Origin of the sequence: Novosphingobium sp. (assembly GCF_036803765.1) — a bacterium.
GTDB lineage: Bacteria > Pseudomonadota > Alphaproteobacteria > Sphingomonadales > Sphingomonadaceae > Novosphingobium.
Genome location: NZ_DAIRTS010000012.1, coordinates 62,881 through 89,504 on the forward strand (window position 1 = coordinate 62,881; position 26,624 = coordinate 89,504).

At 66.7% G+C, this 26,624-nt stretch carries 30 protein-coding genes; 12 read left to right on the forward strand and 18 right to left on the reverse strand.

What is annotated here, in order from left to right; translation table 11 throughout:
- Positions 1–49: 49 nt before the first annotated feature.
- The 9 genes from V7Q48_RS09905 to atpD are packed head-to-tail and all read right to left on the reverse strand — an operon-like array spanning position 50 to position 6,441.
- Complete coding sequence (locus V7Q48_RS09905; protein WP_021245233.1) at positions 50–898, reverse strand: F0F1 ATP synthase subunit gamma; 849 nt, start codon at positions 896–898, stop codon at positions 50–52.
- Positions 895–2,415, reverse strand: a complete 1,521-nt coding sequence (locus V7Q48_RS09910; RefSeq protein WP_333837861.1) for a F0F1 ATP synthase subunit alpha — start codon at positions 2,413–2,415, stop codon at positions 895–897. Before V7Q48_RS09910 ends, V7Q48_RS09905 begins: the two co-directional genes overlap by 4 nt.
- A complete protein-coding gene (locus tag V7Q48_RS09915) occupies positions 2,399–3,148 on the reverse strand; it encodes a F0F1 ATP synthase subunit B family protein (protein WP_333837864.1) in 750 nt (249 codons plus the stop codon). Before V7Q48_RS09915 ends, V7Q48_RS09910 begins: the two co-directional genes overlap by 17 nt.
- Before the next feature lies 1 nt (position 3,149).
- On the reverse strand, positions 3,150–3,392 hold the full coding sequence (locus V7Q48_RS09920; protein WP_017501321.1) for a F0F1 ATP synthase subunit C: 243 nt from the start codon (positions 3,390–3,392) through the stop codon (positions 3,150–3,152).
- Positions 3,389–4,090, reverse strand: a complete 702-nt coding sequence (locus tag V7Q48_RS09925) for a F0F1 ATP synthase subunit A (protein WP_021245230.1) — start codon at positions 4,088–4,090, stop codon at positions 3,389–3,391. Before V7Q48_RS09925 ends, V7Q48_RS09920 begins: the two co-directional genes overlap by 4 nt.
- The gene (locus V7Q48_RS09930) at positions 4,087–4,353 is read right to left on the reverse strand and encodes an ATP synthase subunit I (protein ID WP_017501319.1); all 267 of its coding nucleotides are present in this window, start codon (positions 4,351–4,353) and stop codon (positions 4,087–4,089) included. The genes V7Q48_RS09925 and V7Q48_RS09930 overlap by 4 nt, the downstream gene beginning before the upstream one ends.
- Entirely contained in the window at positions 4,350–4,625 is a 276-nt protein-coding gene (locus tag V7Q48_RS09935) for an AtpZ/AtpI family protein (protein ID WP_021245229.1), read from the reverse strand. The genes V7Q48_RS09930 and V7Q48_RS09935 overlap by 4 nt, the downstream gene beginning before the upstream one ends.
- Positions 4,622–5,032, reverse strand: a complete 411-nt coding sequence (locus tag V7Q48_RS09940; RefSeq protein WP_037448025.1) for a F0F1 ATP synthase subunit epsilon — start codon at positions 5,030–5,032, stop codon at positions 4,622–4,624. Before V7Q48_RS09940 ends, V7Q48_RS09935 begins: the two co-directional genes overlap by 4 nt.
- Positions 5,029–6,441, reverse strand: coding sequence for a F0F1 ATP synthase subunit beta (gene atpD / locus V7Q48_RS09945; protein WP_333837884.1), 1,413 nt, complete (start codon positions 6,439–6,441; stop codon positions 5,029–5,031). The genes V7Q48_RS09940 and atpD overlap by 4 nt, the downstream gene beginning before the upstream one ends.
- A gap of 275 nt (positions 6,442–6,716) precedes the next feature.
- On the opposite strand from atpD, the gene V7Q48_RS09950 reads away from it, so the two are divergent.
- Complete coding sequence (locus V7Q48_RS09950; RefSeq protein ID WP_017501314.1) at positions 6,717–7,136, forward strand: hypothetical protein; 420 nt, start codon at positions 6,717–6,719, stop codon at positions 7,134–7,136.
- Between the two features lie 27 nt (positions 7,137–7,163).
- Here the strand turns inward: V7Q48_RS09950 and fabI are convergent, their stop codons facing one another.
- From fabI to copC, 9 genes are all read right to left on the reverse strand, one after another.
- A complete protein-coding gene (gene fabI, locus V7Q48_RS09955) occupies positions 7,164–7,937 on the reverse strand; it encodes an enoyl-ACP reductase FabI (RefSeq protein ID WP_037448018.1) in 774 nt (257 codons plus the stop codon).
- Positions 7,934–9,124, reverse strand: coding sequence for an acetate/propionate family kinase (locus V7Q48_RS09960; RefSeq protein WP_333837887.1), 1,191 nt, complete (start codon positions 9,122–9,124; stop codon positions 7,934–7,936). Before V7Q48_RS09960 ends, fabI begins: the two co-directional genes overlap by 4 nt.
- Entirely contained in the window at positions 9,117–10,544 is a 1,428-nt protein-coding gene (locus tag V7Q48_RS09965; RefSeq protein ID WP_333837889.1) for a bifunctional enoyl-CoA hydratase/phosphate acetyltransferase, read from the reverse strand. The genes V7Q48_RS09960 and V7Q48_RS09965 overlap by 8 nt, the downstream gene beginning before the upstream one ends.
- A 3-nt stretch (positions 10,545–10,547) precedes the next feature.
- Positions 10,548–12,269: a PHA/PHB synthase family protein gene (locus V7Q48_RS09970; RefSeq protein WP_021245223.1), complete on the reverse strand. Its 1,722-nt coding sequence runs from the start codon at positions 12,267–12,269 to the stop codon at positions 10,548–10,550.
- Between the two features lie 403 nt (positions 12,270–12,672).
- Positions 12,673–13,071, reverse strand: coding sequence for a Cu(I)-responsive transcriptional regulator (gene cueR, locus V7Q48_RS09975; protein ID WP_007406402.1), 399 nt, complete (start codon positions 13,069–13,071; stop codon positions 12,673–12,675).
- Positions 13,068–15,425, reverse strand: coding sequence for a heavy metal translocating P-type ATPase (locus V7Q48_RS09980; RefSeq protein WP_167301445.1), 2,358 nt, complete (start codon positions 15,423–15,425; stop codon positions 13,068–13,070). The genes cueR and V7Q48_RS09980 overlap by 4 nt, the downstream gene beginning before the upstream one ends.
- 107 nt (positions 15,426–15,532) lie before the next feature.
- Entirely contained in the window at positions 15,533–16,207 is a 675-nt protein-coding gene (locus V7Q48_RS09985; protein WP_020820524.1) for a class I SAM-dependent methyltransferase, read from the reverse strand.
- A gap of 36 nt (positions 16,208–16,243) precedes the next feature.
- Positions 16,244–17,188 carry a copper homeostasis membrane protein CopD gene (copD, locus tag V7Q48_RS09990; RefSeq protein WP_037448002.1) on the reverse strand — a complete coding sequence of 315 codons (945 nt, stop codon included), beginning with the start codon at positions 17,186–17,188 and terminating at the stop codon, positions 16,244–16,246.
- A gap of 4 nt (positions 17,189–17,192) precedes the next feature.
- A complete protein-coding gene (gene copC / locus V7Q48_RS09995; RefSeq protein WP_007406420.1) occupies positions 17,193–17,570 on the reverse strand; it encodes a copper homeostasis periplasmic binding protein CopC in 378 nt (125 codons plus the stop codon).
- Between the two features lie 132 nt (positions 17,571–17,702).
- On the opposite strand from copC, the gene V7Q48_RS10000 reads away from it, so the two are divergent.
- The 11 genes from V7Q48_RS10000 (at position 17,703) to V7Q48_RS10050 (ending at position 26,624) form a co-directional block, all read left to right on the forward strand.
- Positions 17,703–17,972 carry a hypothetical protein gene (locus V7Q48_RS10000; protein WP_037447996.1) on the forward strand — a complete coding sequence of 90 codons (270 nt, stop codon included), beginning with the start codon at positions 17,703–17,705 and terminating at the stop codon, positions 17,970–17,972.
- The gene (locus V7Q48_RS10005) at positions 17,972–18,412 is read left to right on the forward strand and encodes a periplasmic heavy metal sensor (protein ID WP_026109207.1); all 441 of its coding nucleotides are present in this window, start codon (positions 17,972–17,974) and stop codon (positions 18,410–18,412) included. The genes V7Q48_RS10000 and V7Q48_RS10005 overlap by 1 nt, the downstream gene beginning before the upstream one ends.
- Positions 18,409–18,975, forward strand: a complete 567-nt coding sequence (locus V7Q48_RS10010) for an RNA polymerase sigma factor (RefSeq protein ID WP_017501305.1) — start codon at positions 18,409–18,411, stop codon at positions 18,973–18,975. Before V7Q48_RS10005 ends, V7Q48_RS10010 begins: the two co-directional genes overlap by 4 nt.
- A gap of 67 nt (positions 18,976–19,042) precedes the next feature.
- The gene (locus V7Q48_RS10015; RefSeq protein WP_333837896.1) at positions 19,043–20,971 is read left to right on the forward strand and encodes a copper resistance system multicopper oxidase; all 1,929 of its coding nucleotides are present in this window, start codon (positions 19,043–19,045) and stop codon (positions 20,969–20,971) included.
- Entirely contained in the window at positions 20,968–22,155 is a 1,188-nt protein-coding gene (locus V7Q48_RS10020; RefSeq protein WP_015449252.1) for a copper resistance protein B, read from the forward strand. The genes V7Q48_RS10015 and V7Q48_RS10020 overlap by 4 nt, the downstream gene beginning before the upstream one ends.
- A 90-nt stretch (positions 22,156–22,245) precedes the next feature.
- Complete coding sequence (locus V7Q48_RS10025; protein WP_015449253.1) at positions 22,246–22,719, forward strand: DUF305 domain-containing protein; 474 nt, start codon at positions 22,246–22,248, stop codon at positions 22,717–22,719.
- Positions 22,720–22,777: 58 nt separating this feature from the next.
- Entirely contained in the window at positions 22,778–24,313 is a 1,536-nt protein-coding gene (locus V7Q48_RS10030) for a PAS domain-containing sensor histidine kinase (protein WP_030089528.1), read from the forward strand.
- Positions 24,303–24,926 (forward strand): response regulator transcription factor, encoded by a 624-nt coding sequence (locus V7Q48_RS10035; RefSeq protein WP_333837922.1) that lies wholly within the window; start codon positions 24,303–24,305, stop codon positions 24,924–24,926. The genes V7Q48_RS10030 and V7Q48_RS10035 overlap by 11 nt, the downstream gene beginning before the upstream one ends.
- Positions 24,927–25,007: 81 nt before the next feature.
- Positions 25,008–25,415, forward strand: a complete 408-nt coding sequence (locus tag V7Q48_RS10040) for a response regulator (protein ID WP_016743851.1) — start codon at positions 25,008–25,010, stop codon at positions 25,413–25,415.
- Between the two features lie 103 nt (positions 25,416–25,518).
- On the forward strand, positions 25,519–25,893 hold the full coding sequence (locus V7Q48_RS10045; protein WP_234703093.1) for a hypothetical protein: 375 nt from the start codon (positions 25,519–25,521) through the stop codon (positions 25,891–25,893).
- The gene (locus tag V7Q48_RS10050) at positions 25,890–26,624 is read left to right on the forward strand and encodes a PepSY domain-containing protein (RefSeq protein ID WP_037447984.1); all 735 of its coding nucleotides are present in this window, start codon (positions 25,890–25,892) and stop codon (positions 26,622–26,624) included. The genes V7Q48_RS10045 and V7Q48_RS10050 overlap by 4 nt, the downstream gene beginning before the upstream one ends.

A 26,624-nucleotide genomic window follows, 5' to 3' on the forward strand; every position in this document is an offset into this window, starting at 1 on the left:
TGGCGGTTCTGCGGTTTCTTGCTGAACAGCAGAAATGCCTGCCCTGCATTCATTCTCGCCGATGTCGCCCGCCGCTCAGTTCGACGACTTCACTGGTGATCTGATCCTGACGCGTGAGGCGCTCCTCGAGGCGCAGGGCCTCGCCCTTGCGATCGATGTGGCTGCGGGCGGTCGCCATGGTGCGCAGCCGTGCCTCATTCTCGGCGACGAACGTCTCGACCGCAGCCGCGCAGATGTGGGCGAAGACATATTCCGCGGTCAGGTCGCCGATAAGGTCCGCCGCGTTGATATTGACGAGCGGCGGCAAATCCGCCGTGGACGCGGGGAAAGTGTCGAGGTCGAGCGGCAGGAGGCTCGCGCGCACGATCGAGACGCCCTTTCCGCTGCTCCAGACCGGATAAGCCATGGTGATGGGCACCGCGCCGACCTCGTCCAGATAGTCGTACAGCGCGTCGATGATGCTTGTCGCGAGTGCGGGCAGCGCATCGGCCTTGCTCGGCATGCTCGCGCTCCATGCGATGCGCAGACCGCGCTCGGCCGCAAGCGTGGCCGTGCGCGCGCCAATCAGAAGAATATGCCTGTCCTGCATGTCGGCCGCGGCGCCGTCGAGCAGCTGCTCCGGAAAGGCCCCGGCAAAGCCTTGCTCCGCACCGAACAGGATAAGGCCGCCTCTCGCACCACCGACCGCCCGCGCCGGAAAACGCGCCAGTGGCTCGTCAAGGCGGCGCGCCTGGCCAATGGCGGTGCGGGCGGTCTCCGCATAGCGTCGCACCGCAGGCAGCAGCGCGCGCGCCTGATGCGCCCGCTGCGCGGCGATGCCCTGCATGGCGTTGACCACCGCACCGAGCTGGCGGACGGTCTCGATCCGCTGGCCGATCTCGGCGAGGCGATCGCTCATGATGCAGAACCGGCCGGCTGGCTTTCGATCAGCGCTTTCACCGTCGTCATCAGAGCGGACCGCTGCGCGGTGTCGATCTGTCCAGTCCGCTCGATCTGCGCGCATAGATCGGGGACGTGATCGTCGATCCAGGCGGGCAGCCGCGTGCGGAGCGACGATATCTCCGAGACCGCCATGCCATCGAGCAACCCTTCGCCGAGCGCCACGACCAGCGCCACCTGGTCGACGACCCGTAGTGGACTCGACAGCGGTTGCACGAGCAAGGCGCGCAAGCGCTTGCCGCGTTCGATCTGGGCGCGGACACGCGGCTCGGGCTGCTCGCCGAAGCGGGTGAACATCTCGAGCTCGAGGAACTGCGCATAGTCGAGGCGCATGGTCCCGCTCGCGTCGCGCAGGACGCGAAGCTGCGTCTTGCCGCCGACCCGGCTCACGCTCGTGCCCACATCGATGGCGGGCTTGTGCCCCTGCGCGAACAGCTTCGCGTCGAGAATAATCTGACCGTCGGTGATCGAGATCAGATTGGTCGGGATATAGGCGCTGACGTTGCCGGCATCGGTCTCCGCGATCGGCAGAGCCGTGAGCGAACCGCCCCCCTTCTCCGTCGAGAGACGCGCCGCACGTTCGAGCAGGCGGGAATGGAGGAAAAAGACGTCGCCGGGATAGGCCTCGCGCCCGGGCGGCTGTCCGGTCAGCAGGGCGATCTCGCGATGGGTCGCGGCATGCTTGGTGAGATCGTCGAGCACCACCACCGCATGGCCGCCACCATCCCGAAAATACTCGGCCATCGTGAAGCCCGCGAACGGCGCGATCCATTGCAGCCCCGGCGCCGCGGCGGGGCTCGCCACGACGAAGATGGTGCGGTCCGGCGCGCCATGCCGCCGCACCTGGTCGACCACGCGCGCGACCGCCGAGCTTTTCTGGCCGATCGCGACATAGACGCAGATCATGTCGCTGGTGCGCTGGTTGATGATCGTGTCGACCGCGAGCGCCGTCTTGCCTGTGGCGCGGTCGCCGAGAATGAGTTCGCGCTGCCCCCGGCCGATGGCGAACATCGCATCGATTGCGAGCGTGCCGGTCTGCACCGGCTGGACGACGAGGTCGCGTTCGATGATCGCCGGCGCCGGCCGTTCGACAGGATCGAAGCGCCTGGCCCGGATCGGCGCGCCCCCATCGAGCGGACGGCCGAGCGGATCGACGACTCGGCCAAGCAATGCCTCGCCAACCGGCACGCGCACCACCTCGCCCGAGCCGGTTACGGTGTCTCCTGCCTCCACCTGGGCGGCATCGTCGAGCAGCACGCAGCCGATCCGGTCCCGGTCGAGCGTGTGGACGAATCCGGTCTGGCCCCGGGCGAAATAGAGCAATTCGTCGAGGCGCGCGTCCGGAAGGCCCGAGACCATGGCAACGCCGTCGCCGATCGATTCCACCCGGCCAATTGCATCGACACGCGGCCCGAGATTGGCGCGCGTGATGCAGCTCTGGGCCTGCGTCAGCCAGTCTTCAGGCGATCCGGCCATGATCGTCTTCATTGAGGCTCTCAACCATGGCGTCGAGATCGGCGCGCCAGCTGTTGCGCACGACGGCGTGGGGCGTGCGAAGCTCCGCGCCGGCGATGAGATCTGGATCGACTGCGAAGATCGGGGTCGCGGTATCCGGCAGGATTTCGCCAAGCGCGCGCGCTACCTGCGTCTGCAGATCGGCCGTCAGCGGCGCGGGCGTCGCGACGGTGACGGGCCCGGCGGCCGCCAGGCTGCGGCGATCCGCCTCGGAAAGGTCTCCGAGCCGCGCCTTGAGCGCGTCGACCATGGCCTGCACCGTCTGCTCGGGCGGGAGACGAGCGAGCAACGTGCCTGCCATCGAGGCGGCGAGGTTCGCTGCCTTTTCCCGCCACTGCGCCGCCACCCGCCCGCGTTCGGCATCGATCGCCGCATGGCCTTGCTCGACGACGGCGTCCGCCTCGAGCCTGGCCTGCGCGAGGAGGCGCTGGCGCTCCGCTTCGGCCTCGGTCCGGATCTCGGCGCGGCGAGCCGCCGCATCCGCGACGAAGCCGTCATTCTGCGTTTTGAGCGCCTGCGCTTCGGCCTGTGCCCGGTCCTTTGCCTCCCGCGCTTCGTCGAGCAGCGCCTGGGCCGATGCCTGGCGGGCAGCGATGGCATCCATCACCGGACGGAACAGGAAGCGTCCGAGCAGCCACACGAGGATGAGGACATTGACCGCCTGCAGCGCGAGCGTCCACCAGTCGATCCGCATGTCAGGCGAACGGGTTGGCGAAGAGCAGCAGCAGCGCGATCACGAGGCAGTAGATCGCCATCGTCTCGATCATCGCGAGGCCCACGAACAGCGTGCGCGAGACGGTGTTGGCGGCTTCGGGCTGGCGCGCGATCGCGTCCATCGCGGCGGCGACGGCCCTGCCCTGCCCGAGCGCCGGGGCGATTGCGCCGATCGAGATCGCGAAAGCGGCTCCGAGGATGCTGGCGAGATGGATCCAGTTCATGCGGGGGACTCCTGTTTGGATGGCGGGCGGGCGCCGTTCTCGCTGATAGCGCTCCCGATAAAGACCATGGCGAGCGCGCCGAAAATGTAGGCCTGGACCGCGCCGGTCAGCATTTCGAGCGCCATGAGCGGGATCGGGACGAGCAGCCCGGCGAGGCTCAGCACGACGCCGATCATGAAGACGCCGCTCATGACGTTGCCGAACAGGCGCACCATCAGCGAGAAGCTGCGGGTGAAGAGCTCGACGATATTGAGCGGGGCGAGCAGGATCGAGGGGCGCGCGAAGGTCGCGAGATAGGCCCTGGGCCCGAGCGCGCGGACGCCGAACCAGAGCGTCGCGCCGAAGACGATCAGCGCCAGCGCCGCGTCGGTTTCGAGGGTCGCGGTAGGCGGCTCGACGCCGGGGATCAGCGACGACCAGTTGGCGACCAGCAGGAACAGGAACAGCGTGCCGATCAGCGGCAGATAACGCTGCGGTTCCGCCTCCATCGTCTCGCGGATCTGGCCGGCGACGGTCTCGACGACCAGCTCGAGCGCCGCTTGGGCTCGGGTTGGGCGTAACGCAAGGCGGCGGGTCAGCAGCCAGCTTCCGATTGTAAGGAAGGCCATGATGCCCCAGGTGGTGGCGACCGGCTGGCTGATCGGCACCGGACCGATCGCGAACAGCACATGGCTTTCAAGTGGTGACGCGAATTTCATCGGGCGCCTCCGAGCCGGTGGAGCATGATCTGGCGCCCGCCCATGAAGCCGGTTGTTGCGGCAAGAAGCGCCGGCCACCCTTGCCGGCTGGCGATGACGAGAACCAGAATAGTGACGGCGAGACGCCCGAGCCTGAGCAGGATCGCGCGCGATGCCGGGCCGCCATGGGTGACGAGGTCGGCTTCTCTGGCGATGGCCGCGAAATGGGCGAGGCCGACCGCAAATCCGAGGGCCAGGAACAGGATGGGGGAGAGCTGGCTCATTGCCGGTGCATCCAGCGCCAGCCCGACCAGCAGCCGAGGGCGAGCCCGACGAGCAGGAGCGGCGCGGTCCAGAAGATGCCGCTATCCAGCCGGTGGTCGAGCCAGCGGCCGATCGCGAGACCGACCAGCGCGGGCAGGACGATCTGCCAGCCGAGCACGCCGATCTGGCCGAGATTGCGGGCGACGGAAGGAAGCCGCTGCGCAAGCCGCCGCCGTTCCGCGCGGGTCCGGATGGCTTCGACGATCGGCTGCTCGGGCTTGTCCGCGGTCACAGACCAAGCTCCCGGCCACCACCCTGCAGGGCCTCGACCATATGGCGGATCGCCTGCATCCTGAGCTTCGCCGACGCGGTCCGTTCGGATCGTTCGCCCTCGTCGCGCTCGCGGTAGCGCGCGAGCACGTCATGCTCGAGCGTTCCGAGGTCATCGCCGACATGGCCTTCGCGCGTCGCGACCGCGACCCCCGTGCCGTGGCTTACGGTCAGAATGCCGTTGCGCACCGCGCAATAGCCTGGAGCGCCATCGGCGCCCCGCCAGGAGACGATCGAGACGCCAAGCGCGGTCAGGAAATCGGCGTGGCCCGACAGGATGCCGAAACTGCCGCTGGCATCCTCGGCGCGAACCGACCTGACGTCCGTGTCGACGAGGATCGCGGTCGGATCGGTGATCCGCAGCTTCATGCGCCCTGCCCCACGCGAGAGCGTGCCTCTTCAATATCGCCTACCATGTAGAAGGCGCTCTCGGGCCAGTCGTCGGTCGCGCCGGCCAGGATGGCCGTGACGCCCTTCAGCGTATCGGCCAGCCCCACAGAACGGCCGGCTTGCCCGGTGAAGGCCTGGGTCACCATGAAGGGCTGGGTCAGGAAGCGCTGCAGCCGCCGCGCCCTGCCGACGATCAGCCGATCCTCGCGGCCCAGCTCCTCGATACCGAGCAGCGAGATGATGTCCTGGAGCTCGCGATAATGCGCGATCGTCTCCCGGACCTGCTGGGCGAGCGCGTAATGATGATCGCCCACGACCTGCGGATCGAGCAGGATCGACGAGGATCCCAGGGGATCGACCGCGGGATAGATGCCTTCGGCCGCCATGGCGCGCGAGAGCAGAATGGAACTGTCGAGATGGGCGGAGATGGCGGTGACCGCAGGGTCGGTGAAATCGTCGGCGGGCACATAGACCGCCTCGATCGCGGTCACCGCCGCTCCATGCACCGAGGCGATGCGCTCCTGCAGCGCGGCCACTTCGCTGGCCAGCGTCGGCTGGTAGCCGACGCGTGAAGGCATGCGTCCGAGCAGGCCGGAGACTTCGCTGCCGGCCTGGACGAAGCGGAACACATTATCCATGAGCAGCAGGACATTGCGCTTCTGCTCGTCGCGGAAATATTCGGCGATGGTGAGCGCGGTCAGCCCTACCCGCCAGCGCGCGCCCGGCGGCTCGTTCATCTGCCCGAAAACGAGCACGGTCTTGTCGATCACGCCCGAGCCGCGCATGTCCGTGAGCAGCTCATGGCCCTCGCGCGATCGCTCTCCGATGCCGGCAAAGACGGAAACACCTTCATAGCGCGCGACCATCGCGTTGATGAGTTCCATCACCAGCACGGTCTTCCCCACCCCCGCGCCCCCGAACATCGCCGCCTTGCCACCCTGGGCGAGCGGCGCGAGCAGATCGATGACCTTGATGCCAGTCTCGAACATCGCCGTCGCCGCGTTCTGGTCTTCGAGCGGCGGGGGTGCGCGGTGAATGGGCCTCAATGGAACATCCGGCCCAAGCGGCGCGCCGCCGTCACCCACCTGCCCGGTCGGCGTAAGGAGCCGCCCCAGAACCTTGTCTCCGACCGGGACCGCGATGGGGGCGCCCAAGGCCGTCACGCCGACATTACGAGCGAGACCGGAGGTCGGCTGAAGCGCGACGGCGCGGACGGTGCGGTCATCGATATGGCTCTGCACTTCCGCGACCAGCGGGCCTGACGATGCATCGACGCGCAGCGCTTCATTGACCGCGGGCAGCGGCCCTTCGTCGAACTCGACGTCGAGGACGGGACCGCGCAGCGCCGCAATCCGGCCGAGCCTGGCTATGGACGGTATCACGCCCATGCCGGTTGCCGGGTCAGACCATAATCATGCCCGACCGTGCCGCGATCATGACGGGACGGGTAGAAGTCGCTGCCCGCGGGCACGACATGGACGACAAGCCAAAAGTGCATTGGCTGAGCGTCGCAGGCAAGCCGCAGATTCGGCATACGTAGAGTTACCGATTCTCTCTGATTCAGCCTCGCCGAATAACGGCGGCGCGACGCGATGGGCCTCAGGCCAGGGCGCTATGCCCGATATGCCAGAGCTCAAACGCGAAGAGAAAGGTTCACCGTTTCATGCCCTATCCCGTTGATCAACTCGCCGCGCTCGCCAAAGCGAATGTCGGCCTGATGCTGAAGCTCGCCGAAGTCGCCCGGAAAGGTGGCGAAGAGTCGCTCGAGGTCGGCAACCGCGCCGCCGGCCGCTTCGCCGAAGAGGCGCGTGCCTCGATTGCGGGCGCGACGGACAAGACGTCGGACGCCGGCGCGGTCAGCCCGGCCGGACCGCGGGCACTGTTCGAGGACATGGCCACGGTCCGCGAGCATATGATTGCCGGCACAAGATCGGCGTTCGAGGAATGGCAGCAGGCCTGGCAGGCCGTCGCGAGCGCTCCGACGGCTCCCGGGGCGCTGGATGCCTTTGCTGCCATTGTCGGACCATGGTTCGGGCAGAAAAGCCCGGGCGACGGCGAGAAGCAGGCCACCAGCGACAAATAGGATAGCCCCCGATCGCGGCGAGCCGCCCTAGCCGAGCAGGTGCTGACCGCCATCGACCGGAATGATCGTGCCGGTGATATGGCGGCCGGCATCGCTCACCAGAAAGGCGGCGAGCCCTCCGACATCCTCGATGGTCACGAGCTGGTGCTGCGGGACCGTCGCCGCGGCCCGTTCGAGCAGCTCGTCGAAGCGGTCGATGCCGCTGGCAGCGCGGGTCGCGATCGGGCCTGGCGAGATCGCATGGGCGCGAATGCCCTTGGGGCCAAGCTCAGCCGCGACATAGCGGGTCGCGCTTTCGAGGGCCGCTTTGACCGGCCCCATCAGGTTGTAGTGCTCGACCACCCGCTCCGACCCGTAGAAGGTGACGCACAGCAGGCAGCCGCCATCCGACATCAGCGGCTCGGCGAGACGCGCCATGCGCAGGAAGCTGTGGCACGAGACGTCCATCGCCAGCGCGAAGCCTTCGGCCGAGCTGTCGACGACGCGGCCGTGCAAATCCTCCTTCGGCGCGAAAGCGATCGAGTGAAGCAGGAAATCGAGGCCGCCCCATTCGGACTTCACCCGCTCGAACAGGGCCTCCACTTCGCCCGGCACCCGGACATCGCACGCGGCGAGCCATTCGACTCCTAGGGTCTCCGCGACGGGCGCCACGAACGGCTCGGCCTTTCCGTTGAGATAGGTCGCCGCCAGTCTCGCCCCACAGTCGTGAAAGGCCTGGGCGCAACCCGCCGCGATGCTATGCGCGTTGGCGATACCGATCACCAGGCCGCGCTTGCCAGTAAGATCGACGAGAGGTTTCATGCTTTCGGCTCCTCACGCAGCAGATCGGCGGCGTGGATAGCGATCATCCTTTCCTCATCGGTCGGGATGACGCGGACGGCGACACGGCTGGACGGCGCGCTGATGACTGCATCTCCTCGGAGGTTCGCGTCCGCGTCGAGGTCCACGCCGAGCCAGCCGAGCCGACCGGCGACGCGGGCGCGAATTTCAGGCGAATTCTCGCCGATCCCGGCAGTGAACACGAATGTGTCGAGACCCCCGAGCGAGGACGCGAGAGCGCCGGCCTGGCGCGCGATCTGCCAGACGAAGAGCTCGATCGCTTCCCCAGCGGCGGGCGTTTCGCTGCCGAGAAGCGCGCGCATGTCGCTGGAGACGCCGGACACGCCCAAAAGGCCGGACTCACTGTAGAGGAGATGCTCGACTTCACGCGCCGTCATGCCCCTCTGCTGGAAAAGATAGAGCACCGCGCCCGGGTCGAGCGCGCCGCAGCGCGTACCCATCACCAGCCCGTCGAGCGCGGTGAACCCCATCGTCGTGTCGATGCTGCGCCGCCCGGCCATCGCGCAAAGGCTGGCCCCGTTGCCGAGATGCGCGGCGATCGTGCGGCCACCGCCTGTATCGGGATCGATCGAACGCAGCTGCCGCGCGATATATTCGTAGGAGATGCCGTGAAAACCGTAGCGCCGCATGCCCTCTTCGCCAAGCGCGCGCGGCAGCGCGAGGCGCGTCGCGATCGGGGGCTGGCCATGATGGAAGCCGGTGTCGAAGCAGGCGACTTGCAGCACAGCGGGGCGCAGCCTGGAGACGGCGCGGACCGCGGCGAGATTATGGGGCTGATGCAATGGCGCCAGTGGGCAAAGCGCCTCGAGCGCGGCGAGGAGTGGCGCGTCGACCCGCGCCGGCGCTGAATAGTCGGTGCCGCCATGAACGATCCGATGGCCGACCGCGATCAGATCGTCGCCGACCGAGGCTTCGATCTCCCGCAGCAAATCCTCGAGCAGCGTCTCGTGCGTGATCGTGCCGTCTTTCGTCCAGCGCCGCTCGGCAAGGACATCCCCCTTCGCATCGCGCGCGATCAGGTGCGGCTCAAGGCCGATATTCTCGATCTTGCCGCTCGCCAGCAAAGAGGGCTCATCAGTGCCCGGCTCGGCGTAGAGCGCGAACTTAAGGCTCGACGAACCGGCGTTGAGGCACAGGATTTCAGCCATCGCGGCGCTGTCCCGCAACGCCGGGAGCCGCCTTGGTCGCAGCCCGCGCCAGCAGCACCGCGAGCGCGCAGGAGGCGAGGCGCGTGCGCACGCTGTCTGCCCGGCTGGTGAGGATGATCGGAGCGCGCGCGCCGAGCACCACGCCTGCGGCATCGGCGCCGCCCAGGAAGGTCAGCTGCTTTGCGAGCATGTTGCCGGCCTCCAGATCGGGCACCAGCAGGATGTCCGCCTGGCCGGCGACCGGCGAGACGATACTTTTCTCGCGCACGGCCGCCTCGCTGATCGCATTATCGAGGGCGAGCGGGCCATCGAGCAGCGCGCCTTCGATCTGGCCCCGGTCCGCCATCTTGCAGAGCGCCGCGGCATCCAATGTGGTGCGCATTTTCGGATTGACCGTTTCGACGGCGGCGAGGATCGCGACCCTGGGCTGTTCGATCCCGATCACATGGGCAAGGTCGATCGCGTTGCGCGCGATGTCGGCCTTGTCCTCAAGCGTCGGCTCGATGTTGATCGCGGCGTCGGTGATGATGAGCGGGCGCGGATAGCCGGGCACGTCCATCACATAGGCGTGGCTGATCCTGCGTTCGGTCCGAAGGCCCGTGACGGACGATACGACCGCGCCCATGAGCTCGTCAGTATGAAGCGAGCCCTTCATCAGCAGCGCGGCTTCGCCGGCCCGCACGCGCGCGACGGCTTCGGCGGCGGCGGCGTGGCTGTGCGGGACGTCGATCACCCGGAAGGCCGCAATATCGACACCGGCGTCCTTCGCCGCATTCGTCATACGCGCCGCAGGGCCGATGAGAATCGGAACGACGATGCCGGCGTCGGCGGCCTCAGCCACTGCGCGCATGGCGTCGGCGCTGCACGGATGGACCACGGCCGTGACGCACGCAGATCCGTCCTTGGCGCGCGCCATCAACTGGCGGAAGCGGTCGTGGCTGGCGATCCGCACGTCGGGAAGCGGCATGCGGGGCCGGCTGACTTTCTCGGTGGGCGCCTTGACCTCGGCCTGGCCGCTGATGACGGTCTCGCCCTTCTGGTTCACACAGGTGCAGTCGAGAACGATGACATGATGCTCGGCGCGCTTCTGCGCGACGGTGACGCAGGCCGTGATGGTGTCGCCGACGCCCACCGGGCGGGTGAAGCGAAGCGATTGGCCGAGATAGATCGCACCGGGCCCTGGCAGCTCGGTTCCCAGGATCGCCGAGATGAGCCCCGCGCCCCACATGCCATGAGCGATGACCCTGTGGAACATGTCCGTTTCGGCATAGACAGGGTCGAGATGCGCCGGATTCACGTCGCCTGACACCGCCGCGAAGAGCTGGATGTCGTCGGCGGTCAGCGTGCGGGTGAGGCTGGCCGTATCGCCGACGGCGATCTCGTCGAACGTGCGGTTCTCGATGAGGTTGGCGGCGGCCATGGCTCAGCGCTCCAGCACGTAGCGCCCGGGGGCATCACCGAGCGGCGGATAGTTCCGTTCGGGCGCGCCCATCGCCGGTGGGGCCGCCGCCTCGCCCGAGTGCGATCCAAGCCATGAACTCCATTCCGGCCACCACGACCCTTCGCGCACCTCGGCCCGCTCCAGCCAGGCATCGGGACCTGGCGCCGGGCCATCCTGCATCCGTGTCGCGATGCGATAATGGCGATGAGGATGCCCGGGCTCGGAGACGATCCCGGCATTGTGGCCACCGCTCGTCAGCACGAAGCGGATCTCCGCGCCCGTCAGCATGTGGAGCTTGTGGGTCGAGCGCCACGGCGCGACATGGTCGGTTTCCGTGCCCACCATGAAGATCGGCATGCGCAGCCCCGAGAGCGAGACCGGGTGGCCGCCGGCCTCGTAGCGCCCTTCGGACAGGTCATTGTCGAGGAACAGGCGCCGAAGATATTGCGCGTGCATGGCATAGGGCATGCGGGTGCCGTCGGCGTTCCATGCCATGAGGTCGGTCATCGGCTCGCGCTCGCCCATGAGATAGGTCGAGAGGATGCGCGACCAGAGCAGATCGTTGGACCGCAGCATCTGGAAGGCGCCGCCCATATGGCTGCTGTCGAGAAAGCCGCGCGCCCACATCATCGCATCGATCAGGTTGATCTCCGCCTCGTCGATGAACAGACCAAGTTCGCCCGGCTCGCTGAACTCGGTCTGGGCGGCGAACAGCGTGACGCTCGCCAGACGCTCATCTTCATCGCGCGCCATCGCGGCCGCGGTGATGGCGAGCAGCGTGCCGCCGATACAATAGCCGGCCGCGTGGATCTTCTCGGTGCCGGTAATCGCCTGGATGACATCAACGGCGGCCATCGGCCCAAGCAGGCGATAATCCTCCATGTCGAGATCGCGGTCGGCGCTGTCGGGATTGTGCCAGGAGATGCAGAACACGGTGTAGCCCTGCCCTACCAGCCAGCGGATGAGCGAATTTTCCGGCGACAGGTCGAGGATGTAATATTTCATGATCCATGCCGGCACGATCAATATCGGCTCCGGACGCACCGTCTCGGTTGCGGGCGCATATTGGATCAGTTCCATGACCCTGTTGCGAAACACGACCTTGCCAGCCGTGGCTGCGACCTTCTCGCCGACCCGATAGGCCTCCGTGCCCGCTGCGGGCTCCCCGCGTACCAGGCGTTCCAGGTCGTCGCAAAAAAATCGCGCACCCTCGACAAGGCATTGTCCTCCGGTTTCGAGGATGCGCTGCTGGAGCACGGGGTTGGTCGGGATGAAATTGGTCGGGGACACCATGTCGAGCATCTGGCGGGTCGCGAACTCGACGATCGCTTCGTGGTGCCCGGTGACGCCGCTCACGCCGGTCGTCGCGGCATGCCACCATTGCTGCTGGAGCAGGAAGGCCTGCTCGATCAGGTCGAACGGATGGCGCTTCCAGGCTGCGTCGGCGAAGCGCCGATCCTGGGGCAGCGGATCGATCGCCGGCTCGGGATCGCTGCCGGATGCGCTGCGCATGGCATAGTCGGCGAGCCGCATCAGCTTGCGCCCGCCCTTGGCGGCGAGCTGCAGCTGCCTGCCTGGCGAGCAGAGAATGTGCGTCCACCAGTCGGAAAAAGACTGCGCCAAAGTGGCGGGCGACTGGCCTGAAGTCAGCTGCGCGATGGCGGCGAAGCTCGACCGATCCAGCGTCGTGGCCAGACCGTCCAACGGGTCAGGGATATTGCTTCGACTCTGCACATTTTCGCTCCTGCTGCGGTGCAACAAGCCCTGAAGCGCAGGAAGCCTCTGCGCACTCCGTAGTCCTACGGAGGGATTGCCTCGCATATGCCAGCCCCAGAAGTCAGAGCTCAGCACGACATTGCTGTATGAAAAGCGGCCAAATACGATCAGGAGGCTCAGTGCGGTCGCACGGGCGAGCCAGCTATCCCGCCGAACCAGTCCCGCAATACCGGCGAAAGGGTCTGCGGGTTGCCGCCGATATGGCGAAGATCCTCCGCCAGCAGTGGCGGGCGGACTGCGAGGAAATATATCGCGAGGCCCGTCGTGAGAATGCCAAGTGCGATCAGCACCCCGGCCGCCAGAGCGGGTCTGGTCCGAGAGGCGGCCGGCGCTAACATTTTCTGTCGAGACTCAGTTCGGCGATGATGGGACAATCTGGCCGCTCGTCGCCATGACAGCGCTCGGCGAGATCGACGAGGGTCTCGCGCAGGGTCGTCAGCGCTTCGGCCTTGCGCTGCAATTCCTCCGCCCGCGCCAACGCGACCCGCTTTACATCGGCGCTGCTGCGGCCCGTGTCGGCCCACAGGCCGAGCAGGGTCCGGATCTCCTCGATCGGAAAACCGAGATCGCGGGCATTGGCGATGAACCGCAGGCGATGGAGGTCACTCTCGCCATAGTCGCGATAACCCGCTCCCCGGCGCGGCGGCGCCGGGATGAGGCCGATCTTCTCATAATGGCGGATCATCCGCTCCGAGACCCCGCTTTGCTTCGACGCCTCCCCGATGTTCACAGCGCTTTCCGGTTGAGGCGCAGCGCGTTGGTGACCACGCTGACCGAGGAGAGCGCCATGGCGGCGGCCGCGATGATCGGCGAGAGCAGGATGCCGAACAGCGGATAGAGCGCGCCCGCCGCCACCGGCACCCCGGCGACATTGTAGATGAAGGCGAAGACCAGGTTCTGGCGGATGTTGGACATGGTCGCCTGGCTCAGCCGCCGTGCCCGCACGATGCCCATGAGATCGCCCTTGAGCAGCGTCACGCCCGCGCTCTCGATCGCGACGTCGGTGCCCGAGCCCATGGCAATACCGACATCGGCGGCAGCCAGTGCGGGGGCGTCGTTGACCCCGTCGCCGGCCATCGCCACCACGCGCCCCTCGCTTTTCAACCGCGCGACGACGGCACTCTTCTGGTCGGGCAGTACCTCGGCTTCGACATCGTCAATGCCGAGCCGCCTTGCCACCGCCTCTGCTGTGGTGCGGTTGTCGCCGGTCAACATCACCACGCGAATGCCTTCGGCCTTGAGTGCGGCCAGGGCCTCCGGCGTCGTCTGCTTCACGGGATCGGCGATTGCAAAGGCGCCGCCGACGGTGCCGTCGACGCCGATGAAGATCGCGGTGGCGCCATCCCGGCGCAGGGCGTCGGCCTGCTCCGCCAGCGCGTCGGTTGCTATGCCCTCTTCCGAGAGGAACCGCGCATTACCGAGCACGATCCGGCGGCCGTCGACGGTGCCGAGCGCGCCGCGTCCGGTGGGGGAATCGAAGTCGGTGACGTCGCTCGTGGGGATGCCGCGATCCTTGGCGGCCTCGACGATCGCCAGCGCGAGCGGATGCTCGGAGGCCCGCTCGACCGAGGCGGCAAGCCGCAGCAGTTCGGCTTCGTCGAAGCCGGGCGCCGGCACGATCTGGGTGACGGCAGGCCGGCCTTCGGTCAGCGTGCCGGTCTTGTCGACGACGAGCGTGTCGACTTTTTCCATATGCTCGAGCGCTTCGGCATTCTTGATAAGGACGCCGAGTCCGGCGCCGCGGCCGACGCCCACCATGATCGACATCGGCGTGGCGAGACCCAGTGCACAGGGACAGGCGATGATCAGCACGGCGACCGCCGCCACCAGCCCATAGGCGAAGCGCGGCTCGGGGCCCCAGATACCCCAGGCGATAAACGCGACCACCGCAACCGCGATGACCACGGGCACGAACCAGCCCGACACCTGATCGGCCATGCGCTGGATCGGCGCGCGCGAGCGCTGCGCCTCGGCGACCATCTGGACAATCCGCGCAAGCATGGTGTCGCGTCCGACCTTGTCGGCGACGATCACCAGCGCACCGGTCTGGTTGAGCGTGCCGCCGATCACCGTGTCGGCCTTGGCCTTGGTGACGGGCATGGATTCACCGGTGACCATCGACTCGTCGAGCGAGGAGCGGCCGTCCTCGACTACGCCGTCGACCGGCACCTTCTCGCCCGGCCGCACGCGCAGGCGGTCGCCGACCGCGACCAGATCGAGACTGATCTCCTCTTCGCTCCCGTCGGCGGCGATCCGGCGCGCGGTCTTGGGCGCGAGGTTGAGCAGCGCCTTGATCGCGCCCGAGGTCCGCTCACGCGCGCGCAGTTCGAGCACCTGGCCGAGCAGCACGAGAACGGTGATCACCGCGGCGGCCTCGAAATAGACGGCAACCATGCCGTCCTCGCCGCGGAAGGCAGGCGGGAACAGCTGAGGCGCGAGCGTCGCGACGACGCTGTAGATCCAGGCGACCCCCGTCCCCATCGCGATCAGGGTGAACATGTTGAGGTTGCGGGTCTTGAGCGAGGCCCAGCCACGCTCGAAGAACGGCCAGCCCGCCCAGAGCACGACAGGCGTCGCCAGCACGAACTGGATCCATACCGAGGTCGACATCGGCACGAGGCGATGGATCACAGGAAACAGGTGCGCCCCCATCTCGAGGATCAGCACCGGCAGGGCCAGCACCAGGCCAACCCAGAAACGCCGCGTGAAATCGACCAGCTCGTGGCTGGGACCGCTGTCGGCGGTCACGGTCGCGGGTTCGAGCGCCATGCCGCAGATCGGACAGGACCCGGGATGGTCCTGCCGGATCTCGGGATGCATAGGGCAGGTCCAGATCGTGCCCACGGGCGCTGCGAACGGCGGTGCCGGCGGGCCGAGATAGCGCTCGGGATCGGCGATGAACTTTGCCCGGCAGCCCGCGCTGCAGAAATGATAGCGTTCACCGCCATGATCGGCATGGTGCGCGGTGGTCGCCGGATCGACGGTCATGCCACAGACCGGGTCCTTGATGCCGGTCGCCGCTTTCGCGCCGCCGTGGCCGCCGCAGCAACCGCCGCCATGCGCCGCTCCATGTGTCTCGTTCATCGCCTTGCTCCTTTCGACGCCTGACGATCTAGGGTCTGACACCGTGTCAGGGTCAATACGTAATCGCCTAAGCGGCCAAATCGGCGTACCCGGTCGCTCGGCCGGGATCAGCCAAGGTCGTTCGCAACCGTAAGGCCCTGGGCCTGCGCCGGTCGATGCGCGGTAAGCAATTCGATCGCGCCGGTGATGGTCAAGAGCCGAAACGTCTCGGCCACATGCCTGAAGCCGGCCGCCGCGATCAGGCCGGGGAGCACGCCGTCGGCGTTGGGTCGGGTATCATCGATGCCATCGAGTCGCTGCACGGTCAGGCGAAAGGCGAGCCGCATGAGACCGTGCTGGCGGCCATAATCTGCGATCACCAGGCGGCCACCCGGGCGCAGCATGGCGAACATGGCGCGCAGGGTTGCCGCCTTCTCCCTGACCGGCATCTGATGCAGCACGAGACTCGATACGACAGCGTCGGCGGTGCCCGGGGCCACGTCCCTGGCAAATCCCTGACGCCAGTCGATATCGGCCTGCCGCGCAGCGGCCTTGTGCCGCGCGATGTCGAGCGCCTCGGCATCGGGATCGAGACCGATCACCTGCGTCCTGGGCTCGGCTTGCTTGAGCATCAGCGCGAAGCTGCCGGTGCCACAGCCGACGTCGACGACCGTCTCACCGGCTTTGGGCGCCAGGGCGGCGAGCATGGCGGCACGCCACCGCTTCTCCCGCGTCCACAGGCGGATCGCGCGATCATAGTCTTTCGTCGATCCGGTCCCGAGCGGCGGGGTGTAGGATTGCATTGGCTTCTCCCAACGCGAGGCGTCCGAAACGATAAGCTACATCGACATGGGCGGCGATAGTGTCCCCAGCCAGGCGACGAGCCCGAGAATGACGATCGCAAGCCCGCCTTCGACGAAGAGGCTCGCGCGCAACAGCGCCTGCGCCCGTGGCGCGTCCTCTTCCTCGATCGCCTGTGCCAGTGCCGGGGTCAGGCGGTAGCGGTTGAGCGCGGCAAGGCCCAGCATGCCCCCAAACAGCACCAGCTTGGCGATGAGCAGCAGGCCGTAGCTCGACTGACCGAGCGAGGCGATGTTGCCCGGGCCGACCAGAAACCAGCCGTTCACCGTCCCGGTCAGGATCAGCAGGGCGACGATGATCGTGCCGACGAGGGAGAAACCCCGCAGGGCTTCCTCGGCCAGTGTGACCTGGTCCATGTCTTCAGCGGCGACATCATCGGTTGCGAGCCTGGGAAGAACCAGCGCGAGGAAGGCGGCAAGCGCGCCGACCCAGGCGCCGGCGGCGAGCAGATGGATGAGATCGGCCAGCAGTTGCAGCCAGCCCGCCTCGCCTTCGCCGGCCGCGCCATGCCCGCTCCAGGCGAGGGTCGCGAGCGCGACCGCGCCCGCCAGAGTGGAGGCGATGAAGGCAGGACGGGATTGCCGGCGATAGAAGGGGATGCAGAGCAGAAGAACGAGGAGCGCGACGAGGCGCGCCTTCAGCGCCGTTCCCATGGAAGTGCCGTTGAACAGCTCTGCGACCATGGAAAGATCAGGCTGGGCGAGTGGCAGCCCGGTCATCGCCGCAGCCTGCAACGCGAACCCCAGCGCCGACAGCAGGAGGGCGAGACAGGCGAGACCGGCCACCATTGCCGCCATCGGCAGATGCCGCTGCACCATCCGGCCGCCGCCGGGCGCATAGAGCGCGAACAGCGGCAGGCCGAACAGCAGGCCGAGATCGACGTAGAGCGCCCAGCGGACGGCGACGAGTGCCACGTCGTTCATGGCGTCACTTGACGGTAAAGGCGAGATTGCCCTGGATGCGGTGCGTGTCGGTCGAGACGACGTGCCAGGCGACCTGATAGCTGCCCGCCATGAGCGGCTTGGCGAGCGTCAGCACGAGCGTCTTGTCGCCTTCGACGGACGTCTTGAAGCCGGTTACCGCCATGCGGTGGTTGGGCATGCCGGGCATGCCGGTCATCACGATCTCGGCGCCCGACAGCTTCGGCATCAGACCTTCACTGAAGGTGAGCGTTATACGCGACGGCGCCGGGACGCTGGCGTTGGCGGCGGGCGTCGAGGACACGAGCTTGGGATGGGCGTAGGCCGGAGCAGAAACACTCAGGCCGACGGCGGCGATGGCTGCGAGCGGCGAAAAGAAGCGCATTTGGACATTCTCCTGTCAGTGACATGAGAGAATACGCAGCCGCGACCTGCACCCCTCGCAATTTTCTTTTTGTTCCCGGACAAGGGTTAGAAGACCACCCTGCGTATTGAGAAGAGAAGACGGAGAAACATCATGGACCACCTCGACGACATGCTCAGCCGGTTGCGGGAAGCCCCCCTCGATCCCCGGCTTGCCGGGCTGGACAGCCGCGTCATGGCCGAGATCGCCCGGCTCCAGGCCATGCCGCGCCTGAGCGCCACGACCTTCGGTGTCGCAGCCGCGGTCGCGCTCTTCATCGGCATCGCCGGTTCCGCGGTGCCAGTGCGTTCGGCAGATGCTGCGGCATCGCCCTTCGACGCGCGGCTCGCGCTCGCTCCTTCGACGCTGCTGAGCGCGCAATGATGCGCGATCGCCGCGGCCTTCTCCTTCTCGTGCTGCTGACGTTTGTTGCGGCAGTAGCGGGGGTCGTGATCGGCCGGCTCTATGTCGTGCCGGCGCCCCCTGTCGAGAATGAGCTGCACGACCTGCTCCATCGCGATCTCAAGCTGGATAGCGCGCAACATGCACGGCTCGAGGCTATCGAAGCCCGCTACGCCATCCGCCGACAGGCCCTGGAAGCGGAACTGCGCGCCGACAATGCATGGCTCGCGCAGGCCATCAGGTCGGAACATGGCTATGGGCCTCAGGTCTCCGCCGCCGTCGACCGGTCACACCAGGCGATGGGCGCGCTGCAGAAGGAAACGCTCGAGCATATCTTCGCGATGCGTGCGGTGCTCCGCCCCGACCAGACGGTGAAGTTCGACGACGCCGTCGTGAAAGCGCTGACGGCCGAGAAAAAATGACGCTCCACCTCCCCGACTGCTCGGACGGGGAGCTTGCGGCTCTGGCGCTGGGGGGCCGGCAAGCGGCCTATGGCGAGCTGGTCCGCCGGCATCAGGGCTGGGTACACCGTCTCGTGCGCAGCCATGTCGGTAGCCCCGACGAGGCGCTCGACGTCACTCAGGCGAGCTTCGTGGCCGCCTTTTCCGCGCTCAGCCGCTATGATGGGACGCGGCCCTTCCCGGTCTGGATGTCGCGGATCGTCATCAACAAATGCCACGACTGGCGCCGTCGCCGTGCGGTCCGCAATTTCTTTTCCTTCGCCCTTCCTCTGGGCGAAGCCGAACATATCGTCGACGACGCCCCCTCGGCCGACCGCGCCCTGGATGCCGAACAGCAACTCGCCGAGGCGATGACGGCGATCGCCGCCCTGCCCGCCTCGCTCAAGGACACGCTCATCCTGCGGACGATCGACGAGAAATCGGAAGCCGAAACCGCCGAGATCCTCGGCATCTCCCAGAAGGCCGTCGAGACCCGCCTCTACCGCGCCCGGGCGCGCCTCGCGGAAAGTTTGAAGAAAGTTTGAGGGGCAGGCGGGTGGGCTGCGTATTTCCAATAGGTCCGCCCTCTTTCCGCAAGCTGAGACAAACCGAATGATTTCTGCCCTCGACCGCCGCCAGTTCCTTCGCGGCGCGGCCCTCGCCGGTGGTGGCGCCGCATTATCAGCCTGGCTGCCTGCCTGGGCGCAGACCATCTCGCCGGGGATGCGACCGACGCTACCGACCGTGTCGGGCGAAGACATCACGCTGACCATCGCCCGGCAGTCGATGAGCATCGACGGGCGCCAGTTCCGCGCAATCGGTCTCAACGGCACGGTCCCCGCCCCGCTGATCCGGCTGCGCGAAGGCCAGCGCGTGCGGCTCAACGTCGTCAATCAACTCGAGGAGGACAGCTCGATCCACTGGCACGGGCTGATCCTGCCGGCCAATATGGACGGCGTGCCGGGCGTGTCTTTTCCGGGCATCAAGCCGGGATCGAACTACCTCTACCAGTTCCCCGTCGTGCAAAGCGGCACCTACTGGTATCACAGCCATTCGGGCCTGCAGGAGCAGGAAGGCCATTACGGCCCGATCATCATCGACCCCGCCGGTGCCGATCCGGTCGCCTATGACCGCGAGCATGTCATCGTGCTCGCCGATCACAGCGCACTCTCGCCGCAGGCGATCTTCCGGCGTCTCAAGGTCAACCCCGGCCATTTCAACTTCCAGCGCCAGACGCTGGCCGGGCTGCTCTCGGGCAAGGACCAGCCACTCAAGGACCGGCTCGACTGGGGCCAGATGCGGATGGACCCCGCCGACATCTCCGATGTCACCGGATCGACCTACACCTATCTCGTCAATGGCCATGGTCCGATGGACAACTGGACCGCGCTCTTCACCCCGGGCGAGCGGGTGCGGCTGCGCGTCATCAATGCGTCGGCGATGACCACCTTCAACGTCCGCGTACCCGGCCTGCCGCTCAGCATCGTCCAGGCCGACGGGCAGAATGTGGTGCCCGTCACCGTCGACGAGTTCCAGATCGGTGTCGCCGAGACCTACGACGTCGTTGTCAGCCCAGGCGAGGACAAGGCCTATACTCTTGTCGGCGAGGCCATCGACCGCTCGGGTATGGCGCGTGCCACGCTCGCGCCGCGCGCCGGCATGGCTGGCGAGGTGCCTCCCTTACGCAAACGGCCGCTCGCCGACATGAAGGACATGGGCATGGACATGTCCTCGATGCCGGGCATGGAAGGCATGGATATGTCGGGCGGCGCTATGCGGGGCGTCGATCCGACGGCCGAGAAGAACGCGTCCGCGCGCCTCGCGACCGGCGCGGCGGCAGCGATGGCGACCATGGACAACAGCGCCATGGCGGGCATGGACCATTCGGGGATGGATCATGGATCGATGGCCGGCATGGACCACGGCGCGATGGGCGCCGATGGCCAGATGGCGGGCATGGATCATGGCGGGCACGCGATGGGTTCGATGAAGATGCGCGACTTCTCGAACGCGCCGCAGGTGAAGCGCGATCCGAGCGTCCAGACCATCTCGCCGATGCCCGTCGACCGCACCGGCGAGCCCGGCCAGGGCCTCACCGACGTCGGCCACAAGGTGCTCGTCTACAAGGATCTGATGGCGCTCGAGCGCAATCCAGACGTGCGCGCGCCGAGCCGCAGCATCGACATCCACCTCACCGGCAACATGGAGCGGTTCATGTGGTCGTTCGACGGCGAGAAAATGTCGGACCATCACGAGCCGATCCCGTTCATCGAAGGCGAGCGGGTGCGCGTCAATCTCATCAACGACACGATGATGGGGCATCCGATCCACATCCACGGCCATTTCTTCGAGCTGGTGACCGGGCATGGCGACCATGCGCCGCGCAAGCACACCGTCATCGTCCAGCCCGGCGGCAAGGTGAGCTGGGACTTCACCGCCGACGCGGTCGGGGACTGGGCCTTCCACTGCCATCTCCTCTACCACATGCATGCAGGGATGATGCGGGTCGTGAGCGTGCGTCCGAAGGGAGACGCGCAATGACCCGCATCCTCACGCCGCTGGTGAGCGCGATCGCCCTTCTCGCCGCCGCACCCGCCTTTGCCCAGGATCATTCGATGCACGACATGCCCGGCATGGCGCCGCCGGGCGGGGCGCGGCCGGCGCAGGAGAAAAAGAAGGACAAGGCCGCCGCGCCGCGCCCCAAGCCCACTGCCAGGCCGCGCGCTCAGAAGCCAGCGCCGGACACCATGCCGGCAATGGACCATTCGCAGCACCAGACCACTCCCGCGGCGCAAGCAAATGCGGCCGGTCAGCCGCAATCCACGTCTCCCGCAATGCCGGAGATGCCGGGCATGGACCACTCCCAGCATCAGGACGGCGCGATGCCCGACATGCCCGGGATGGACCATGCGCAGCATGGCCAGACAGCGACGCCGGGAACGCCCGCCATGCCCGGCATGCAAATGACCGGCACCGCACTTCCGGCCGGCAATGCGCCCCCGCCGCCGCCCCCAGGCGACCACTTCGCCGATCGGGATTTTCCCGGCGGCGAGATGGCGCGCTCGCGCGACATCATGATGAAGGACAGCGGCGGCAACAATTTCGGGCAGGTGCTGCTCAACCTGTTCGAGTATCAGGCGCATAGCGGCCGCGATGGCTATCGCTGGGATGGCGAAGGCTTTTACGGCGGCGACATCAACCGCCTCTGGCTCAAGAGCGAGGGCGAAGGCGAGTTCGGCCGCGGCATCGACAGCGCCGAGGTGCAGGTGCTCTACAGCCGGGCCATCGACCCCTATTTCAATCTTCAGGGCGGTATCCGCCAGGACTTCGGCCGCGGGCCCGACCGCACCTACGCGACGATCGGCGTCGAGGGCCTGGCTCCTGGCATGTTCGAGGTCGAAGGCGCGCTGTTCCTCTCGACCAAGGGCGATGTTCTGGGCCGGGTCGAGGGCTATTACGACCAGCGCATCACCCAGCGCCTGATCTTGCAGCCGCGCGCCGAGGTCAATTTCGCCGCGCAGGATATTCCGGAGAACGACATCGGTTCGGGGCTGGTCAACATAGAGCTCGGCGCGCGCCTGCGCTACGAATTCAGCCGCCAGTTCGCACCTTACATCGGCGTTTCCTATCTGCGCAAAGCCGGAGACACGGCGCGGCTGTCGAGGCTTGCGGGCGAGGACGTCCATGCCACCAGCTTCGTCGCCGGCGTTCGCTTCTGGTTTTAGCATCAGGACGGCTGATGGCGGGGGCGAACAAGAGAGCGGGGCGTTACACTCATACCCAGGTCGGCCGGCGCCGAGCGAAGGAGATACGCCATGGACCATTCGTCCCACATGAACACCCGGAAGATGGGTGCCTATTGGAGCCTTGCCGTTCAGACCGTCATCAGCGGCGTCATCATGTATCTGGTGATGTTCGTCATGATCGACGGGCTCGACAGCTTCTACAACAACCTCAACATGCTCTACATGACGCTGATGATGGTCGCACCGATGGTGGTGCTGATGATCCTCGCCATGCGACACATGTTCGTGTCGAAGGCCGCCAACATCGCGCTGATCGCCGCGTCGCTGGTCGCCTTCTTCGGCAGCTTTGCACTCATCCGCACCCAGACCACGATCGGCGACACGGCCTTTCTGCGCTCGATGATCCCACATCATTCCGGGGCGATCCTGATGTGCCAGGAAGCAAAGCTCAGCGATCCGGAAGTCATCCGGCTTTGCGAAGCGATCAAGCGCTCGCAGCGGCAGGAAATCGACGAGATGAAGGCCATACTCGCGCGGCGCTGAGTGGCACGGTCGGGCTACGCCCGGATACGTGCGCCCGGCCAGGTATGTGAGCCGGCCGATGGTCGACACGAGGCGCGGGGCGGACGAGATTGCCAGGGAGGTGGTGCGGCTTGCGCCGTTGTTCCTGCGACAGGCTGGCGGCCATGTCCTGACGCTGCTCGATCCTGCCGGGATCGTGCTGAGCTATAATGAAGAAGGCGAGCGTGCCGAATGCTGGCCCCTCGATCGCGTCCTGGGACAGCCCCATGACCTGTTCTACCCGCCCGACGAGATTGCGGCCGGCCGCCCGTGCGCAGACCTGGCGGCCGCCCTTCACGAAGGCACGCTGGAGCGCGAAGCGTGGCGGGTCTGCGAGAACGGAGCGGAGTATCTCGCGCGCCTGACGATCAGCGCCCTGTTCGAAGGCGACGCACATCGAGGCTTTGCCTGCATCAGTCGCGATGTCACCGACGAGGCGGCGGTCCGGGCGTCAATCGAGACCCGCGAGCAGCATCTCCAGTCGATCCTGGCGACCGTCCCCGATGCGATGATCATCATCGACGAGACCGGCGACATCACGTCGTTCAGCGCGGCCGCCCAACGCCTGTTCGGCTATTCGGAAACCGAGCTCGTCGGCCGCAACGTCTCCTGCCTGATGCCCCAGCCCGATCGCGACCGGCATGACGAATATATCGCGCATTATCTCCAGACCGGCGAGCGCCGGATCATCGGCCTCGGCCGCGTCGTGGTCGGCCAGCGCCGCGACGGCTCGACCTTCCCGATGCAGCTGTCGGTTGGCGAGGCCGGTGAAGACGGGCAGCGGTTGTTCACCGGCTTCATCCGGGATCTCACCGCCAAGGAGCAGGATGAGCTCAGGCTCAAGGAACTGCAGGCAGAGCTGGTCCATGTCTCCCGGCTGAGCGCGATGGGCACGATGGCCTCGACCCTCGCGCATGAGCTCAACCAGCCGCTTGCCGCGGTCGCGCTCTATCTCGAGACGATCCGCGACATGCTCGACGAGCGGGACGACGAACCCTTCGTGTCGCTACGGTCGGTGATGGATGATGCGGCACAGGAAACGCTGCGGGCCGGCCATATCGTCCGGCGCCTGCGCGATTTCGTCGCCCGCGGCGAGGTCGACAAGAGCCTCCACGATCTGCCGCAGGTTGTCGCCGAGGCGAGCGAGCTCGCGCTGGTCGGTGCACGCGAGCGCGGCATCCGCAGCTTCTTCGCGGTCGATCCCGCCGCGACGCCGGTTCTCGTCGACAGGGTGCAGATCCAGCAGGTGCTGGTCAACCTGATGCGCAACGCCATCGAGGCGATGGCGGCGTGTCCTGTTCGCGACCTCAAGGTAGCGACCAGGTTGCGCCCTGACGGGCTGATCGAGGTGACCGTGGAGGATACCGGCCCCGGCATCGCCGACGAGGTCCGGGAGCAGCTCTTCACGGCGTTCAAGTCGACAAAGGCCGACGGCATGGGCCTCGGCCTTTCGATCTGCCGGACCATCATCGAAGCGCATGGGGGCCGTATCTGGATGGAGCGCCCCGACCGCGGCGGCGCGCGCTTTCATTTTACCTTGATCCATGCGCGGGCGGAGGAGGAACATGGGGGATAGACGCGTCATCCATCTGGTCGACGACGAGGAGAGCATCCGCAAGGCGGCGAGCTTTGCGCTCAAGACCGCGGGCTACGACGTCGTGACCTATGCCTCGGGCGTGGAGTTTCTCAAGGAGGCGAAGTCGGCGGCCGTCGGCTGCGTCATCCTCGACGTGCGCATGCCCGAGATGGACGGTCTCGAGATTCAGGCCGCCATGGCAGCACGCGGGGTCAATATGCCGGTCATCGTCCTGACCGGCCATGGCGACGTGTCGGTTGCGGTGCAGGCCATGAAAGGCGGCGCGGTCGACTTTCTCGAGAAGCCCTTCGAGAAAGCCGCCCTGCTCGGCGCCGTCAGCCGCGCGTTCGCGCGTCTCGACGATGTCGACCTTCGCACTCTGGAAACCTCTGAAGCCGGCGTGCGGGTCGCTGCACTGACGCCCCGGGAGCGTGATGTGATGGAAGGGCTGGCGAACGGCCTGCCCAATAAGACGATCGCCTATGACCTGGGCTGTTCATCGCGAACGGTCGAGGTCCATCGCGCGAGCCTGATGGCCAAGCTCGAGGTCCGCAATTTGTCCGAAGCCCTGCGGATCGCCTTTGCCGCGGGCATGGGCCGCAAGCCGAAGTGACTGCGACCTCTACGTAGCGACGGGACGAGGCGCGATATGCGATCGATGGTGCAATCGTCACACGGGTGTCCGCTTCTCGCAATGCCATCGGTCCGTTCCACTCAGCATGATGGCAGATACACCATCCTCGTCTCCGACGACGATCCCGGCGTGCGGCGTGGCCTCCAGCTGCTGCTGAGATCGCGCGGCTATGCCGTGTGGGGATATACGACCGGCCACGCGCTGTTGGCCGACCCCCGCGCGAAGGAGGCAGACTGCGTCATCCTCGACTATCGCATGCCCGACATCGACGGATTCGCGATGCTGCGTCACCTTCGCGAGATCGGATGGTCGGGACGCGCGATCATGATCTCAGGCTTTCATGACACGCTGCTGGCCTCGCGGGCCGCTGAGGCGGGCTTCGATCATGTTCTCGCAAAGCCGCTGATCGGCAGGGCTTTGCTCGAAGCGTTGGACCGGCACCGCATCGAGACGCTTCGAAAGCATTGAATTGTGGCGGCCGGCCCCCGGCAGCCTCAGCCCGGCGCGATGTGGAAAGCCGATCTGCGCCGTCAGACTCTTCGATGCAGGTTCGGGACAGCCCATCCCCGATTTGAGCGAGGCACAAATCCGCGCCGCCGCTCGGCGCATCTACAGCGGCACCGGGGACATCGTCGCAGCCCGGCTGCTGACGACGGCGCCACTGGAAATGCAGGCGCGCAAGCCTCCCTATTGGCAGGTCGAATTCGATGCCTGGAACCGGCCAACCCTGTATCTCTCTCCGCAGACCGGTGAGCTGATCTCGCGCCGCCATGCGCTGTGGCGCGTGTTCGATTTCGCGTGGATGCTGCACATCATGGACTATGACGATCGCTCCGACGTCAACAATCCGCTGCTGCGCGTGGCGACCTGGAGTGCCCTTGCCATGGCGCTGGCCGGGGCTTGGCTGCTGCTTTGGTCGTTCCCGCGGCGCAGGAAGAAGGCATGAAGAAAATCCGGTTCACCCCGCTCATTTTTCGGCGCATCCACAAATGGGTCGGCCTGATCCTGGGCGTGCAGTTTCTCCTTTGGGCTCTGAGCGGCTCGATGATGGCCTTGCTCGATCAGGAGAAGGTCGGCGGACACAGTGCGCAGGCCAGCCATCAGCACGCCCTACCTGCCGGTGACTATATTGCGCCGGCAAAGCTCGCTCTTGATGGTCCCGTGCTCGGCATCGCCTTGCGGTCCCTTGCCACACGCCCCGTCTACGAGCTTCGATCCACCACGGGCACGCGGCTAATCGACGCGACGAGCGGCGCCCCGGTTCGGGTCGACGAGCAGGTCGCGCGCGACGTCGCGACGATGGTGAATGAAGCACCGATCCGCAAGGCAACGTTGCTCGCCGAACCGAATGTGGAAGCGCGCGAGCACGAAGGCACCATGTGGCGACTGGATTTCGCGGACGCAGAGAACAGCAGCGCCTACATCTCCGCCGACACCGGCCGATTCCTGGTCATGCGCGGCGACACATGGCGCACCTGGGATTTCTTCTGGATGCTCCACAATATGGACTATATGAACCGCACCAGCTTCAATCACCCGCTGATCGTCTTCGTTGCGTTCGGTACTTTGTGGCTGTCGGGGACGGGCTTCTACCTGCTGTTTAAGAGCTTCAGTCGCGCCGACGTGCGATGGTTGCGGCGCAGGCGCAAATCGGCCGTCAAGTTGGGCGCGGGCTGA